The 14,301-nt window shown below is 72.7% G+C and carries 12 protein-coding genes and 1 pseudogene; 6 read left to right on the top strand and 7 right to left on the bottom strand.

Features of this window, described 5'->3' with window-relative positions:
* Positions 1-53 precede the first annotated feature (53 nt).
* From rplI to JZ5iCDA_RS04200, 5 genes are all read right to left on the bottom strand, one after another.
* Positions 54-503, bottom strand: coding sequence for a 50S ribosomal protein L9 (gene rplI / locus JZ5iCDA_RS04220; protein WP_069386011.1), 450 nt, complete (start codon positions 501-503; stop codon positions 54-56).
* Positions 504-520: 17 nt separating this feature from the next.
* Positions 521-757 carry a 30S ribosomal protein S18 gene (rpsR, locus tag JZ5iCDA_RS04215; protein ID WP_069386010.1) on the bottom strand — a complete coding sequence of 79 codons (237 nt, stop codon included), beginning with the start codon at positions 755-757 and terminating at the stop codon, positions 521-523.
* Between the two features lie 90 nt (positions 758-847).
* A complete protein-coding gene (locus JZ5iCDA_RS04210) occupies positions 848-1,387 on the bottom strand; it encodes a single-stranded DNA-binding protein (RefSeq protein ID WP_069386009.1) in 540 nt (179 codons plus the stop codon).
* A 165-nt stretch (positions 1,388-1,552) separates the two neighbouring features.
* On the bottom strand, positions 1,553-1,843 hold the full coding sequence (gene rpsF, locus JZ5iCDA_RS04205) for a 30S ribosomal protein S6 (protein ID WP_171905290.1): 291 nt from the start codon (positions 1,841-1,843) through the stop codon (positions 1,553-1,555).
* A 173-nt stretch (positions 1,844-2,016) separates the two neighbouring features.
* A complete protein-coding gene (locus JZ5iCDA_RS04200; RefSeq protein ID WP_069386008.1) occupies positions 2,017-4,449 on the bottom strand; it encodes a transglycosylase domain-containing protein in 2,433 nt (810 codons plus the stop codon).
* A 424-nt stretch (positions 4,450-4,873) separates the two neighbouring features.
* Between JZ5iCDA_RS04200 and JZ5iCDA_RS04195 the strand changes: the two genes are divergently transcribed.
* The 3 genes from JZ5iCDA_RS04195 to JZ5iCDA_RS04185 all read left to right on the top strand — a co-directional run bounded on the left by JZ5iCDA_RS04195 (position 4,874) and on the right by JZ5iCDA_RS04185 (position 8,441).
* Positions 4,874-5,569 carry a PadR family transcriptional regulator gene (locus JZ5iCDA_RS04195; protein WP_139122947.1) on the top strand — a complete coding sequence of 232 codons (696 nt, stop codon included), beginning with the start codon at positions 4,874-4,876 and terminating at the stop codon, positions 5,567-5,569.
* Positions 5,566-6,657, top strand: a complete 1,092-nt coding sequence (locus tag JZ5iCDA_RS04190) for an inositol-3-phosphate synthase (RefSeq protein WP_069386007.1) — start codon at positions 5,566-5,568, stop codon at positions 6,655-6,657. The genes JZ5iCDA_RS04195 and JZ5iCDA_RS04190 overlap by 4 nt, the downstream gene beginning before the upstream one ends.
* A gap of 425 nt (positions 6,658-7,082) precedes the next feature.
* Positions 7,083-8,441, top strand: a complete 1,359-nt coding sequence (locus JZ5iCDA_RS04185) for an MFS transporter (RefSeq protein WP_069386006.1) — start codon at positions 7,083-7,085, stop codon at positions 8,439-8,441.
* On the opposite strand, the gene JZ5iCDA_RS04180 is transcribed toward JZ5iCDA_RS04185, so the two are convergent.
* On the bottom strand, positions 8,431-8,967 hold the full coding sequence (locus tag JZ5iCDA_RS04180) for a hypothetical protein (RefSeq protein ID WP_253181945.1): 537 nt from the start codon (positions 8,965-8,967) through the stop codon (positions 8,431-8,433). The two genes, JZ5iCDA_RS04185 and JZ5iCDA_RS04180, sit on opposite strands and share 11 nt — an antisense overlap.
* A gap of 381 nt (positions 8,968-9,348) precedes the next feature.
* Between JZ5iCDA_RS04180 and JZ5iCDA_RS04175 the strand changes: the two genes are divergently transcribed.
* Positions 9,349-10,893: an MDR family MFS transporter gene (locus JZ5iCDA_RS04175; protein WP_069386005.1), complete on the top strand. Its 1,545-nt coding sequence runs from the start codon at positions 9,349-9,351 to the stop codon at positions 10,891-10,893.
* Positions 10,894-11,114: 221 nt separating this feature from the next.
* Here JZ5iCDA_RS04175 and JZ5iCDA_RS04170 read toward each other — a convergent pair whose 3' ends face one another.
* Positions 11,115-12,614 carry a CCA tRNA nucleotidyltransferase gene (locus JZ5iCDA_RS04170; protein ID WP_069386004.1) on the bottom strand — a complete coding sequence of 500 codons (1,500 nt, stop codon included), beginning with the start codon at positions 12,612-12,614 and terminating at the stop codon, positions 11,115-11,117.
* 171 nt (positions 12,615-12,785) lie between these two features.
* Here JZ5iCDA_RS04170 and JZ5iCDA_RS19595 point away from each other — a divergent pair.
* Positions 12,786-13,292 (top strand): annotated as a pseudogene (locus tag JZ5iCDA_RS19595) (NUDIX hydrolase); the annotation flags it as partial.
* 125 nt (positions 13,293-13,417) lie between these two features.
* On the top strand, positions 13,418-14,301 hold an 884-nt coding region (locus JZ5iCDA_RS04160; protein ID WP_253181944.1), incomplete at its 3' end, for a DUF6049 family protein.

The raw sequence follows: 14,301 nt of genomic DNA, 5'->3' as shown, positions 1-14,301 counted from the left end.
CGAAGGCCCGGCCCCTCGAGGGGACCGGGCCTTCGACGTGCTGGATCAGCAGATCAGGCAGCGACGACCTTCACCGCGACGGTCGCGGAGACCTCCGGGTGCAGGCGGACGGAGACCGTGTAGTCACCCGTCGCCTTGATCGGCTGGCCGATCTCGATCTTGCGCTTGTCGACCTTCGGGCCCTCCGCAGCAGCGACCGCCGAGGCGATCTCCGCCGTCGTCACCGCGCCGAAGAGGCGACCGGACGCACCGGCCTTCGCCTCGACGACGACCGGCTTCGACTGCAGCGAGTCGCGGATCGCCTTCGCCTCGTCGAGCGACGCGATCTCGCGGGCCTTGCGCGCCTTGCGGATCGCGGAGACCTGCGACTCGGCGCCCTTCGACCACGGCGTGGCGAGCTTGCGCGGGACGAGGTAGTTGCGGGCGTACCCGTCCTTCACCTCGACGACGTCGCCCGGCTCACCGAGACCGGTGACCTCGTGGGTCAGGATCAGCTTGGCCATGTTCTTCCCCTCCCCGCTCAGCGAGCCGTCGACGTGTACGGCAGCAGGGCCATCTCACGCGCGTTCTTCACCGCACGGGCGATCTGGCGCTGCTCCTGGACGGAGACGCCGGTCACGCGACGCGCGCGGATCTTGCCGCGGTCGGAGATGAACTTGCGGAGGAGAACGGTGTCCTTGTAGTCGACCGTCTCGATCTTCGCCGTCTTCAGCGGGTTGGACTTCTTCTTGGGCTTGCGCACCACAGGCTTCGCCATGGTGTGTGCTCCTTCTCAGGTGCGGTCCCCGCCCGGGCCGCGGACGCGGCGCCGGTCAGGGACGAGGGATGTTCTGGGTGTGGCGTCCGGTCAGAACGGAGGCTCGTCGGAGAACGAGCCGCCCGACGACGCCGGGCCGGCCGTGGCCCACGGGTCGTCGTTCTGCTGACCGCCGCCGGAAGCGCCGAATCCACCACCGGAGGCGTTGCCGCCTCCACCGAAGCCGCCACCGCCGCCGCCGAAGCCGCCGCCACCGCCGCCCGAGCGCTGGGCCCGGGTGACCTTCGCGGAGGCGTAGCGCAGGGACGGACCGATCTCGTCCACCTGCAGCTCGACGACGGTGCGCTTCTCCCCCTCGCGGGTCTCGTACGAACGCTGGACGAGGCGGCCCTGCACGATGACGCGCATGCCCTTCGTCAGCGACTCCGCCACGTTCTCCGCGGCCTCGCGCCAGATCGAGCAGCGCATGAACAGGGTCTCCCCGTCCTTCCACTCGTTCGACTGGCGGTCGAAGGTCCGCGGCGTCGACGCCACCGTGAAGTTGGCCACCGCCGCACCCGCAGGGGTGAAGCGCAGCTCCGGGTCTCCCGTGAGGTTCCCGATCACCGTGATGACGGTGTCACCTGCCATGGCCAGCTCCTTCGTGTCTCGTCGTCGTCCGTGCGGGCGTCGCCCGGCTTCTCGTACGGTGCCCCGCCGCTCACGCGCCGGCCCATCCCATCACGTGGCGCCCACACGCGCGACGGCGTGAGGCGGACCCGTGGAGGACGAGCCGCGAGGGGGTGCGGGGGAAGATCAGCGAGCGTCCGTGCGCAGGATCTTGGTGCGCAGCACGGCCTCGTTCAGGCCGAGCTGACGGTCCAGCTCCTTGGCGGTGTCGGACGTCGACGTGAAGTCGACGACCGCGTAGATGCCCTCGGACTTCTTCTTGATGTCGTACGCCAGGCGGCGACGACCCCAGATGTCCACCTTGTCGACGGAGCCGCCGTCGGTCTTGATGACCGACAGGTACTTGTCGAGCGACGGGCCGACGGTGCGCTCCTCGACCTCCGGGTCGAGGATGATCATCAGTTCGTACTGACGCATGCGGATAACCCACCTCCTCTGGTCTTCGCGGTCACGGTCCATCCGTGACAGGAGGGTTCATGCAGTCCTGCTGTCGCGACGTGGCCGCGGACAGCAGCTCCCCAGGGTACCCGCACCGGGTGCGGCCCTGGAAATCCATGGCCCGGGGAGTGCCCGGGCAGTGACGGGGCCGGTCAGCCGCCGCTCCCGCGGCCGCCGACGATGCCGCCGACGACGCCACCCTGGCCGCCCCCGCCGTTGCCGCCGCCGTTGCCACCGCCACCCTGGCCTGGCTGCGTCTGGGTGGGCGTCGGCTCCGGATCCTCGGTCTCCCCCGGATCCTCCGGATCCTCCGGCTCCTCCGGCTGGTTGGCCGGGTCCGGACCCTTCGAGACGACGAGCGAGATCCGGGAGCCCGGCGGCACCTGCGCGCCCGCGGACCCGGCACTGATCACGACGCCGCGCGGGACGGAGTCGGAGAACTCCTCGGTGATCTGCGCCTGCAGGCCGAGCGCCTGGAGCGCGCCGACCGCCTGGTCGCGGGGCATGCCCGCGAGGTTGCCGGGCACCGTGACGTTCTCCGGCTCCGGGGCCTCCGGCTCCTCGGTCTGCTCCTCCGTCGGCTCCTCCGTCGGCTCCTCGGTCGCCGTCTCCGTGGGCTGCGGCCGCTTCGACGGCGTGTACTCCGGGAACTCCTCGACCGGCATGTTCGCCGTCGCGGCCTGCATGTAGGACGTCCACGCCTCGACGGGCCACGTGCCGCCCGTGATGGCTTCCCACTCCCCGAAGGGGGTGATCTGCTCCTGCTCCCCGTTCGGACCCGACTGGTAAAGGCCGACGACGGTCGCGAGCTGCGGGGTGAAGCCCGCAAACCATGCCGAGCGGTTCTCGTTCGACGTGCCCGTCTTGCCTGCGACGGGACGCTCCAAGGCCTGGGCGGGCTCCCCCGAGCCGCCCGGAGCCTCGACGACCTGCGTCATGGCATACGTCGCACCCGCGATGACGTCCGGCTCGAACTCCTTCACCTTGGTGTCGGCTCCGGGTGCCTGCCAGACGAGATTGCCGCGGGCGTCCTTGACCTCCGCGACGATGTGCGGAGTCGCTCGCATACCCTGCGCGGCGAGCGTCGCGTAGGCGTTGGCGAGCTCAAGCGGAGTCACTGTCCCCGTTCCTAGCACGTTCGCCGGGTTGGTCCCCACGTCCTCCGCGTCGATGCCCGCTCGTGCCGCGACGTCAGCCGTCTTCTCCGGGCCGATCTCCACGTTGAGCTCCGCGTACACCGTGTTGATCGACTTCGCCGTGGCCTCGACGAGGTCTGTGCTCCCGTAGCTGTACCCGCCGAAGTTGGTCACCGGCTTGTCGAAGCCGGGGACCTCGAGATCGTTGTTCCCGTTGAACCGCTCGTCGAGCGTGTGTCCGGACTCCAGCGCACCGATGAGCGTGAACGGTTTGAACGTCGAGCCGCCCTGCGCGGCACCTCGGGTGGCGTTGTTGTACTGGTTGGCGAGGAAGTCCGCGCCGCCGTACAGCGCGCGGATCGATCCGTCGTTCGGGTCGAGCGACACGAGAGCTTGGCGCAGGTTGGGAGAGGCGCCCTCGGGAACCGTCTCCATCGCATTCTTGGCGGCCTCCTGCATCCCCTTGTCGATGGTCGTCGTCACCGTCAGGCCTCGGGTCTGCAGCTCGTCGAAGCTGATCCCGGCGGTGCCCTCCAGCTCCCTTTCGACCATGGTGAGCAGGTACCCCGTCGGGCCCGCGTACTTGTTCGACTTCACGTCCTCGATCGGGTTCGGCATGCCGGCAGCGATCGCCGCGTCGTGGTCGGCCTTGGTGATGTGGCCGTCCTCGAGCATGAGGCCGAGCGTGCGCTCCCAGCGGTGCGCCGCCTGCTCCGGACTGTTCGCCGGGTCCCAGTTGGTCGGGTTCGGGATGATCCCCGCGATGACGGCGGCCTCGGACAGCGTGAGCTCGGCGGCAGGCTTGGCGTAGTACTTCTGCGCCGCCGCCTCGATGCCGTACGCACCGCGCCCGAAGTAGATGGTGTTGAGGTAGTTGCCGAGGATCTCGGACTTCTCCTGCTGCTGCGTGATCTTCAGCGCGAGGATCGCCTCGCGGGCCTTGCCCGCGTAGTCGGTGACCGTGTTCGTGTAGTACCGCTCGACGTACTGCTGGGTGAGCGTCGACGCGCCCTGGCGGTCGCCGCCCCGGAGGTTGTTGTAGAAGGCGCGCACGATGCCCTTGGGGTCCACGCCGGAGTTGGTCCAGAACGTGCGGTCCTCGGACGCCACGACGGCGTTGCCCACGTACTCGGGCAGGGTCGCGTAGTCGACGATCTCGCGGTTCTCGACGGCGTACGTGCCCATCTCGGTGGCGCCGTCGCCCCAGTAGACGGTCGACGTCTGCGCGTCGACGCTCGGGAGCTCGTCCGGCACCTCGGTGGTGAACCACGCCGCGGCGCCGACGCCTGCGACGAGCGCGATGCCGGTGAGCATCGTGCCCACGACGACGCGCCACGACGGGAGCCACCGGCGGAAGCCGCGGACGTGCGAGCGCGGGTAGTTGAAGAAGCGACGGCGGCCCCGCGGTCGCGCGGTGGGCCGTCCCTTCCTGCTCGTGGATCGCGCCACGGTCTACCTTCCTCTGGGGGACGTTCGGGAGCGGCGCCGGGGCGCCCCTCGGGTCCTATGCACGCGGCGTCTCGGAGCCACGCCCGCCCCGGCGTCCGCGCCGCCTCCCGTGGCGGGGGACGTCGACAGGCACGAGGCCGGCGCACGCGCACAGCACGGGCCACCCTGAACAATAGGACGTCGCCCCTTCCCGGCAAGGGCCGGACGGCACGACGGCGCGATCGTGCGCCAACGATTCGCCCCGGCGCCCCGGGGCCTCCGCCGCTCCTTCACAAGTCGCCGCCGACCGTGACGGCGGTCACCCTGCCACCCTTGAGCGTTGCGCGACACATCGGGACGACCTAACCTGTCGATGTATCGACTCGATACATCGACTTCCTCCCGGCTCGTCGGGCGGACGAGCGCGACGGGCGGAGGTGTGGGTGTGCGCAGCAAGACCCCCGTGCTCCAGACGGCGATCCTCGGCCTGCTCAACGAGTCGCCGCTGCACGGCTACGAGCTGCGCAAGCGCCTCAACCTCATGCTCGGCTCGTTCCGCGCGCTGTCGTACGGGTCGCTGTACCCGGCGCTCAAGTCGCTCGTCGCGCGCGGCCTCATCACGGGCACGGAGCAGCCGGCTGCGCCGACGGCCCTCGCGCCGGCCCTGTCGGGCAAGCGCGCGCGGATCGTCTACGAGCTGACGGCCGACGGCAAGGAACACCTCCAGAGCGTGCTGGCCTCCTCCGGGCCGGCCGCGTGGGAGGACGAGAGCTTCGACGTCCGGTTCGCGTTCTTCGCGCAGACCGACGCCGAGACCCGCATCCGCATCCTCGAGGGCCGGCGCACCCGGCTCACGGAGAGGCTGGAGGCGGTCAGGGAGTCCGCGGCCCGCACCCGCGAGCGGCTCGACGAGTACACGCTCGAGCTGCAGCGCCACGGACTCGAGCAGGTCGAGCGCGAGGTGCGCTGGCTCGACGGTCTCATCACCACCGAGCGCGACCGCTCCTTCGGGCACCCCCGAGGCGGCGGTCGCGTGCGACCCAGCAGCACCCCGCACCCTGCGGAAACACCCGGTCAGGAGCCCGACGGCGCTCGTCGTCCCGAGGATCCTGGAACTTCGATCACCAAGGAGCGAGGATGACCTCCATCCGCGTCGCCATCGTCGGCGTAGGGAACTGCGCATCGTCCCTCGTCCAGGGCGTGCACTACTACCGTGACGCCGACCCGACGGGCACCGTCCCCGGCCTCATGCACGTGCAGTTCGGCGACTACCACGTGTCCAGCCTGGAGTTCGTCGCGGCGTTCGACGTCGACGCGAAGAAGGTCGGCTTCGACCTCGCCGAGGCCATCAACGCCTCGGAGAACAACACGATCAAGATCGCCGACGTCCCGCCGACCGGCGTGACCGTGCAGCGCGGCCCGACGCTCGACGGCATCGGCAAGTACTACGCGCAGACGATCGAGGAGTCGGACGCGGAGCCGGTCGACGTCGTCGCGGCGCTGCGCGAGGCCCAGGTCGACGTGCTCGTGTGCTACCTCCCCGTGGGTTCGGAGGCGGCGGCGAAGTTCTACGCGCAGGCCGCGATCGACGCGGGCGTCGCGTTCGTCAACGCGCTCCCGGTCTTCATCGCGTCCGACCCGGAGTGGGCCGCGAAGTTCGAGGAGGCCGGCGTCCCGATCGTCGGTGACGACATCAAGTCGCAGGTCGGCGCGACGATCACGCACCGCGTGCTCGCGAAGCTGTTCGAGGACCGCGGCGTCATCCTGGACCGCACGTACCAGCTGAACGTCGGCGGCAACATGGACTTCAAGAACATGCTCGAGCGCGAGCGCCTGGAGTCGAAGAAGATCTCGAAGACGCAGGCCGTCACCTCGAACCTCGAGGGCCCGCTCGCCGGCAAGACCGAGGACCGCAACGTCCACATCGGCCCGTCGGACTACGTCGCGTGGCTCGACGACCGCAAGTGGGCGTACGTGCGCCTCGAGGGCCGCGCGTTCGGCGAGGTCCCGCTGAACCTGGAGTACAAGCTCGAGGTCTGGGACTCCCCCAACTCGGCCGGCATCATCATCGACGCCGTCCGCGCCGCGAAGATCGCGAAGGACCGCGGCGTCGGCGGCCCGATCCTCTCGGCCTCGACGTACTTCATGAAGTCCCCGCCGGTCCAGATGGAGGACACGAAGGGCCGTGCCCAGCTCGAGGCCTTCATCCGCGGCGAGGTCGAGCGCTGATCCTGAGTCCCGAGCGCTGACCTGAGCCTGCCGAGGTAGGGCTCTGGTCCGCGGAGGGGGCGTGCTCGGTGCTCGGGCTGCCGCGCCCGCACCATGGCCTGTCGGCCGTGGGTTCGCGAGCGCGGCCCTGACGCCCTTCGCATCCGAGCCCGCCCCCTCCGCTCGCCGGTCGTGTCGCCACGGGCGACAAGGGCCCTACCTCACCCCGCCGGCACCGGCCTCGCGTCACCACGCGTGTGCCTCGTGGGCGGCGACCACCTTTCGAGGTGACATGACACAGGGCGGCCCGGGAGGGTGCGCCGCGTCGTGGCGGGCCTGGCGGGAGCCGCGAGGCACGAGCGGCGGAAGGTAGACGCGGCGCACCCTTCCGGGCCGACCACCACGGGCGACCGAACGCCCGTCAGCCAGAAACGTAGGGTGAACGCGTGGGTGTGATCTCCGAGCTCCGGGCGCTGCTGCGCCTGCAGGGCTTCCGCCGGCTGTTCGCCGTGCGCCTCGTGTCGCAGGCGGGCGACGGCATGTTCCAGGTCGGCCTCGCGTCGCTGCTGTTCTTCTCGCCGGAGTCGCAGGGCACGGCGGGGGCGATCGCGGGCGCGTTCGCGGTGATGCTCGCGCCGTTCACGATCGTCGGGCCGTTCGCCGGGGTGTTCCTGGACCGCTGGCAGCGGCGCCAGGTGCTGGTGTGGGGCAACGCGGTGCGGGTCGTCATCACGGTCGGCATGGCGGCGCTCATGCTGTCGGGCGGGGTGGGCGCGGGGATCTACGTGCTCGGGCTCGCGGTGCTGTCCGTGAACCGCTTCCTGCTGGCCGGGCTGTCGGCGGGGCTGCCGCGCGTGGTGGACGGCCCGCTGCTGCTGACCGCGAACTCGCTGACCCCGACGCTCGGTGCGGGTGCGGCGTTCGTCGGGGGCGGCGTCGGCCTCGTGCTGGGTCTGGCGTTCGACCCGGGTCGGGTGAAGGACTCGTCGGCGCTCGTGTGCGCGGCGGTCGTGTTCGGTGTCGCGTCGCTGCTGGCGCTGCGACTCGGCCGCACGCAGCTCGGGCCGGAGCGGCCCGCGGAGTCGGCGATCACGAGCGAGATCGCGCGCGTGGCTCGCGGTCTGGCCGACGGCGCGCGATACCTCGTCGCGCGCCGCACCCCGGGGCAGGCGCTGCTCGCGATGGCGACACACCGCTTCCTGTACGGCGTGGTGTTCATCGCGTCGATCCTCATCTCGCGCAACCTGCTCGACCCGGGGAGCCAGGACGCGGGCCTCGCGACGTTCGGCGTCGTCGTCGGGCTCACGGGCGTGGGCGGTGCTGGCGCGGTGCTGCTCACCCCGACGCTGTCGCGGTACACGGGCCCGCAGGTGTGGATCGCGCTCATGCTGCTGCTCGCCGCGGCGAGCCAGCTCCTGCTGCTGACGACGCCGTCGCGCGCCGTCGTCTACACCGGTGCGGCGCTGCTCGGGCTGGCCGCGCAGGGCACGAAGATCGCCGTGGACACGATCGTCCAGCGCGACACCGAGGACGGGTACCGGGGTCGCGCCTTCGCGTTCTACGACGTCATGTACAACGCGGCGTTCGTCGGCGCCGCCGCTCTCGCGGCGTTCACGCTGCCGGACACGGGCTGGTCGCGCCCGGTGTTCGTCGCACTGGCCGTCGCGTACGCCCTCGCCGCACTGATCCTGTGGACGCGCGGCGCCCGGACGCCGTCCGACGCCGTCGCGGTGCGCGGCGACGTCGTGCCCGCGCGCGAGCCGGCCGGGCACGGCGACCGGGGACGGCCCCGCCTCAGCGACTGACGTGCCGAGGCCGCCGGAGCCGCGTGACGCCCCACGCGACGAGGCCGCAGACGGCACCGACGGCGACGCCGACGACGACGCTCGAGACGGTCACGGACACGCGCATCACGACCTCCTGCGCGGCCGGGTCGACGGCGGTGAGCTCGCCGCCGAGCGCGGGAGCCTGCGCGTAGAGGCGGTTCCACAGGAGATGGTGCACGACGGCGAGGAGCACGCCGTACGACGCGCCGGTCGCGAGCAGCGTCACGAACGGGCGCGGCACGCGGGCGCGCAGCACGACGACGACCCACACCACGAGCGGGACGACGACGAGCAGCAGGTTGACGAGCGACCCCTCGTCCACGACGTGCAGGTCGTGCAGGACGGCGCGCGGCACCGCGAGGAGCGAGAGCCCCACGATGCCGAGCAGCGGCAGGCCGAGCGGGTGCCGGTCGCGGCCGGGCGGCGGTGACGCAGGGGGTGGCGGGACGGACGGGGTGGGCTGGGCGGGGGTCGGCGGGTAGCGGCCGGGTCCGGTGGTGTTCATGCCGGCGACGCTACGGACGGGCGTCGCCGCGCCGCATCGGCCCGGGGGCGTCGGCCCGGTACGCCGGTGCGCGACCCTCGTGTCGCCCCGGGTCGACTCGTGAGGCCGGGACCGATGAGAACGCGACCGAAAAGACGTCGTCACGGCGTGCGGGAATAACGCATGATGGTTCGCGGTCGTACAGGGTACGGAACGCCAGGTCCTCGGTCTCCCCGATCGTCTCGATCTCGTCGAGGGCTCGGCACCCGGCGCCGGCCGTGACCGCCCTGCGCTCTCCCCACGACCGACACGACGACGTCCCGCCACCGCGCGGCGCCGTCCCCTGCCCACCGCCGGCCCGGACCGAGACCGGCCTGCCCACCGACGCGAGCGGAGACCACCGTGACAGCATCCGAGACCAGACCCGGACCGACGCCCTCCTCCGCCCCGACGACCGCGGCCACGCCTGGCGCCGCACCGGTCGTCGACAAGCTCCCGCGCCAGGACTTCCTCGTCATCGCGCTGCTGCTCGTCTCCGCGTTCGTCGTCATCCTCAACGAGACGACGATGAGCGTGGCGCTCGCGCCGCTCATGGCCGACCTCGGGATCACGGCGAGCACCGGGCAGTGGCTCACCACGGCGTTCATGCTGACGATGGCCGTCGTCATCCCGGCGAGCGGCTTCCTGCTGCAGCGCCTCGGGACGCGCGGGGCCTACCTGCTCGCGATGTCGCTGTTCAGTGCGGGTACGCTGCTCGCCGCGCTCTCCCCCGGCTTCTCGTGGCTGCTCGTCGGGCGCGTGGTGCAGGCGTCGGGCACCGCGATCATGATGCCGCTGCTCATGACGACGATCATGACCCTGGTCCCGCCGTCGATCCGCGGCAAGATCATGGGCAACGTCTCGATCGTCATGGCGGCCGCGCCCGCCCTCGGGCCGTCGCTGTCGGGGCTCATCCTCGACGTGCTGAGCTGGCGCTGGGTGTTCGGCACGGTCCTGCCGATCGGCCTCGTCGCGCTCACCCTCGGCTTCCTGTACGTCCGGGACGTCGCCGACCGTACGCACTCGCGACTGGACCCGTTCTCGCTCCTCCTCGCGGCGCTCGCCTTCGGCGGGCTCGTCTTCGGGCTGTCGAGCATCGGCGAGGCGGCCCGGCACGAGCCGGTCGTGCCCGTGTGGGTGCCGATCGCGCTCGGCGCCGTCGCGCTCGGGGCGTTCGTGTGGCGCCAGCTCGCCCTGCAGCGCGAGGACCGCGCGCTGCTCGACCTGCGCGTGTTCACGGCGGGCGCCTTCAGCATCGCCCTCGGGATCATGGCGGTCGGCATGGTCGCGATGTTCGGCTCGCTCATCCTGCTCCCGCTGTTCCTGCAGGACGCGATGGACCTCGAGCCCCTCCAGACCGGCCTCATCGTGCTCCCGGGCGGCCTCCTCATGGGTCTGCTGGGCCCGGCGGTCGGGCGCCTGTTCGACCGGGTCGGCCCGCGCCCGCTCGTCATCCCGGGCACGAGCGTGGTGGCCGTGGCGCTCGCCGCGTTCACGACCGTGCACGCGGACACGTCGCCGTGGTTCGTCCTCGGCCTCCACGTGACGCTGAGCCTTGGCCTGGCGTTCATGTTCACGCCGCTGTTCACCACGGCGCTGTCGTCGCTGCGCCCGCACCTGTACTCGCACGGGTCGGCCGCGATCGGCACGCTGCAGCAGCTCGCGGGCGCCGCGGGAACGGCGATGTTCGTCGCCGTCATGACGACGCGCTCCCTCGCCTACGAGGAGGACGGCGCGTCCGCACGGGTGGCGCTCGCCGAGGGCGTGGGCGACGCGTTCGTCTGGGGCACCGCGGTCATGCTCGTCGCCGTCGGCCTGTCGTTCCTGCTGCGCCGCCCGGCGGCGACGCCGCACGGCGCCCCGCGGGACGCGGACGTCGAGGACGCACCGGCGCCGTTCGCCCACTGACAGGGCCGTGAGGGCGGCCGTGCCGGCCGAAACTGTGTTGGCCGCCGTGCCGAACGAGGTCGGGGTGGCGGCGGTGCCGGACGAGGACGAGGCCGGAGGGGCGGCCGTGCCGGGTCGTGGCGGGTCTGGCGGGAGCGCCGCGAGGGACGAGCGGCGCGGATGGTAGACCCGGCACGGCCGCCCCGGAGTGCCTCGTCCGGACCCACGGCCGCCCCGGAGCGTCAGGACGACGCGGCCGACTCCGGCTGCTCGGCCCACCAGCGCAGCAGGTCGGCGCGCGCCGTCTCCTCGTCGACCGGTCCGCGGTCGAGCCGCAGCTCGAGGAGGTGCTTGTACGCCCGCCCGACGACCGGCCCGGGCGCGATGCCGAGGACGGTCATGATCTGCTGCCCGTCGAGGTCGGGCCGCACGGCGGCGAGCTCCTCCTGGGCCTGCAGGTCGGCGATGCGGCGCTCGAGGTGGTCGTACGCGTCGCGCAGGCGCTGGGCCTTGCGCTTGTTGCGCGTCGTGGAGTCTGCACGCGTGAGCCGGTGGAGCCTCTCGAGCAGCGGGCCGGCGTCGGTGACGTAGCGCCGCACGGCGGAGTCGGTCCACGCGCCGTCGCCGTACCCGTGGAACCGCAGGTGCAGCTCGACGAGCCGGGCGACGTCCTTGACGACCTGCTTGTCGTAGCGCAGCGCCTTGAGCCGCTTGGTGACCATCTTGGCGCCGACCACCTCGTGGTGGTGGAAGCTCACGCCCCCGCCGGGCTCGAACCGGCGCGTGGGCGGCTTGCCGACGTCGTGCAGGAGCGCGGCGAGGCGCAGCACGAGGTCGGGCGCCGGCACGGCGCCGTCGGGCCCCGTCTCCTGGGCGATGGCCTGGTCGAGCACGGTGAGCGAGTGCTCGTACACGTCCTTGTGGCGGTGGTGCTCGTCGATCTCGAGCTTGAGCGCGGGCAGCTCGGGCAGCACGTGGTCGGCGAGCCCGGTGTCGACGAGGACCTCGAGGCCGCGGCGCGGCTCGGCGGCGCACAAGAGCTTGGACAGCTCGTCGCGCACGCGCTCGGCCGAGACGATCTCCACGCGCTCGGTCATCAGCACGAGCGCGGCGAGCGTGCCGCCGTCGACGTCGAACGCGAGCTGCGCCGCGAACCGGGCGGCGCGCATCATGCGCAGCGGGTCGTCGTCGAACGACCGCTCCGGGGCGATCGGGGTGCGCAGGACGCGGCGCGCGAGGTCGCCGAGGCCGTCGAACGGGTCGACGAACGTCATCTCGGGCACGCGCACGGCCATGGCGTTGACCGTGAAGTCGCGGCGGGAGAGGTCGCCCTCGAGCGTGTCGCCGAACGCGACGACGGGCTTGCGCGACGACGGGTCGTACTCGTCGGTGCGGTACGTCGTCACCTCGACGACGAGCTCGTCCCCGCCCCCGCGGGCGAACCGCTTGGCGCCGATCGTGCCGAACTCCTTGCCGATGTCCCAGTGCGCGTCGCCCCAGCGCGCGAGGATGGCCTGCGTCTGGTCGGGGGACGCCGACGTCGCGAAGTCGAGGTCGTTGCTGGCCCGCCCGAGGAACGCGTCGCGCACGGGGCCGCCGACGAGCGCCAGCTCGTGGCCCTCCGCACGGAAGGCCTCGCCGAGCTCGATCGCGGCGGGGGCCATCTCGGCGAGCACGGCGAGGGCTCGGCGCTGCAGCTCGAGCGCCGCCGGTGTCGGCTGGGGGGAGGCAGGCGTGGGCACGACACCCAAGCCTGCCAGATGGCGCGTCGGGGTCGGACGAGTCCCGCTCGGTAGAGTTGGAGGATGTCCAGCCCCGCGCACGCCGACGAGCCTCGGAGGGACCCGGGGACCCGTCGCGCGGTCGGGCGCGACGCGGCGGACGGCTCTCGCGCACGGGCGCGGCGGGTCCCGGTGCCGGCGCCGCCCGGCGGGCACGCCCTGCACATCGACCCCCGCAGCCGCGTCGGCGCGACGCCACCGCCCCTGCCGGTCGTCGAGGAGGTGTCGGCGGGCGGGCTCGTCGTCGACGCCGCGGCGGACGGTCCGCGGGCCGCGATCATCGCGCGGCGCAACCGGGGCGGCCGGCTCGAGTGGTGCCTGCCGAAGGGGCACCTCGAGGGCTCCGAGACTCCCGAGCAGGCCGCGATCCGCGAGATCGCGGAGGAGACGGGCATCGAGGGCGTCGTACAGGAGCCGCTCGGCGTCATCGACTACTGGTTCACCGGCGACGACCGGCGCGTGCACAAGGTGGTCCACCACTTCCTGCTCCGCGCGACCGGCGGCAGCCTCACGGTCGAGGGCGACCCCGACGGCGAGGCGGAGGACGTCGCGTGGATCCCCGTGGCGGACCTCGCGGAGCGCCTCGCGTACCCGAACGAGCGGCGCATCGCGCTCGTCGCGCGCAGCGTCCTGGACGGCCGTCGTGCGCGGTTCCACGGGACGATCACGAGTAGGGTGACTCGCACGATCGTCCGCTCGCCCGGCCGGCCGCACGACGGGGGCGGGCCGGTACCGCCCGCCCCACGGAGCCCGACCGACCTCTCATGACCTCCACCGCCTCCCGCGGCGTGCCCGCACGCCGCGCCGCCCCGGGTCTGCTCCTCGCGCTCGTCGTGCTCGCCACCGTGCTCGGTGCCGCGCTGGGCACGAGCCTCGTGCCGCCGTTCGCCGCCCCCGCGTCCGCCGACGTGGCCGCCGACGTGACGTCGTCGGGCGAGGTGACCGTCGAGCTCGACGAGATCACGCCCGGCGTCCTCGCGCCCGGCGGCACGCTGACCGTGGCGGCCACCGTGACGAACGGGACGGAGGAGACGCTCGCTTCACCCGCCGTCGAGCTCGGGTTCGACCGCTCGGCGACCGCGACGCGCTCGGGCCTCGAGAGCTGGGCCACGGCGGAGGCGACGCGCCGGATCGGCACGCGCGTCGGCCTCCAGGAGCTCGACCCGCTCGCCCCGGGCGCGACGACGCAGGTCACGTTCTCCGTCCCGGCGGCGGAGCTGGGCCTGTCCGCGCGCAGCGACTGGGGCCCGCGCGGCCTCGCGGTGCGGCTGTCCGACGGCGGCGACCGCCTCGCCGCGGCGCGCTCGTTCGTCGTCTGGGCGCCGCCCGGGGACGTCCCGGCCCTGCGCCTGAGCATGGTGGCGGCCGTGACCGGCCCCCCGGTCGACCCCGACCCGGAGGCGTACGCCGACGCGCTGTCGGCCGCGACGGGCGAGGGCGGCCGCCTGGGCCGGCTCCTCGACGCGACGGGCGGGACGCCCGAGATCGGCTGGGTCGTGGACCCGGCGCTCGTCGCGGCGGCGCAGGCGTCCCCCGACCCGGCGGTGACGGCGTGGGCCGACCGCCTGCTCGAGGACGCGCAGAGCCGGACGGCGTTCGCGCTGCGGGCCTACGACCCCGACGTCGCGGCGTACGCGCACGCGGGCCT

It is taken from the genome of Cellulosimicrobium cellulans, assembly GCF_001722485.1.
Classification (GTDB): Bacteria; Actinomycetota; Actinomycetes; order Actinomycetales; family Cellulomonadaceae; genus Cellulosimicrobium; species Cellulosimicrobium cellulans_A.
The sequence above is the reverse complement of the archived record's forward strand: the minus strand, read 5'-3'. Positions and strand labels throughout refer to the sequence as shown.

Excerpts from the sequence above, each read along its gene's own strand:
- JZ5iCDA_RS04190 (WP_069386007.1), top strand. The coding sequence starts at position 5,566 with ATGACCTCCATCCGCGTCGCCATCGTCGGCGTAGGGAACTGCGCATCG.
- rplI (WP_069386011.1), bottom strand. The coding sequence starts at position 503 with ATGGCCAAGCTGATCCTGACCCACGAGGTCACCGGTCTCGGTGAGCCG.
- rpsF (WP_171905290.1), bottom strand. The coding sequence starts at position 1,843 with ATGCGTCAGTACGAACTGATGATCATCCTCGACCCGGAGGTCGAGGAG.
- JZ5iCDA_RS04180 (WP_253181945.1), bottom strand. The coding sequence starts at position 8,967 with ATGAACACCACCGGACCCGGCCGCTACCCGCCGACCCCCGCCCAGCCC.
- rpsR (WP_069386010.1), bottom strand. The coding sequence starts at position 757 with ATGGCGAAGCCTGTGGTGCGCAAGCCCAAGAAGAAGTCCAACCCGCTG.
- JZ5iCDA_RS04210 (WP_069386009.1), bottom strand. The coding sequence starts at position 1,387 with ATGGCAGGTGACACCGTCATCACGGTGATCGGGAACCTCACGGGAGAC.